Raw genomic sequence first — 390 nt, forward strand, 5'->3', positions numbered from 1 at the left:
GTCCTCCGTCCCGAACGCGATGTGGTGGACACCCTCGCCGTTCTTCGCCAGCCACTTGCCGACCGCCGAGTCCTCCCGGGTCGGCTCCAGCAACTGGAGGTACGAGGCCCCGCCGTCCGAGGTGCCGTTGATCCTCAGCATGGCCTCCCGCACGCCCTGCTCCTCGTTGACCTCGGAGTGGTACACCTCGAAGCCGTAGGTCGCGCGGTAGAACTCCACCGTCCTGTCGAGGTCGAAACAGGCGATTCCGATGTGGTCGATTCGCGTCAGCATGGAACCAGTGCAGCGCTCCGGGGGTGGTTACGCAACGTGCGCGCGATCACACCCACAGCCGGATGACGGGCGCGGTACCGCTCAGTACATTCGAGTAAACCCTCGTTCACTTCTCAC

At 64.6% G+C, this 390-nt stretch carries 1 protein-coding gene; it reads right to left on the bottom strand.

Translation table 11 applies throughout. The annotated features are described in order from the left end of the window. On the bottom strand, window positions 1–273 hold a 273-nt coding region (locus G3I17_RS39495; RefSeq protein ID WP_203591370.1), incomplete at its 3' end, for a VOC family protein. Between the last annotated feature and the right edge of the window lie 117 nt (window positions 274–390).

The sequence above is a fragment of the Streptomyces sp. SID13031 genome (assembly GCF_010548305.1).
Classification (GTDB): Bacteria; Actinomycetota; Actinomycetes; order Propionibacteriales; family Kribbellaceae; genus Kribbella.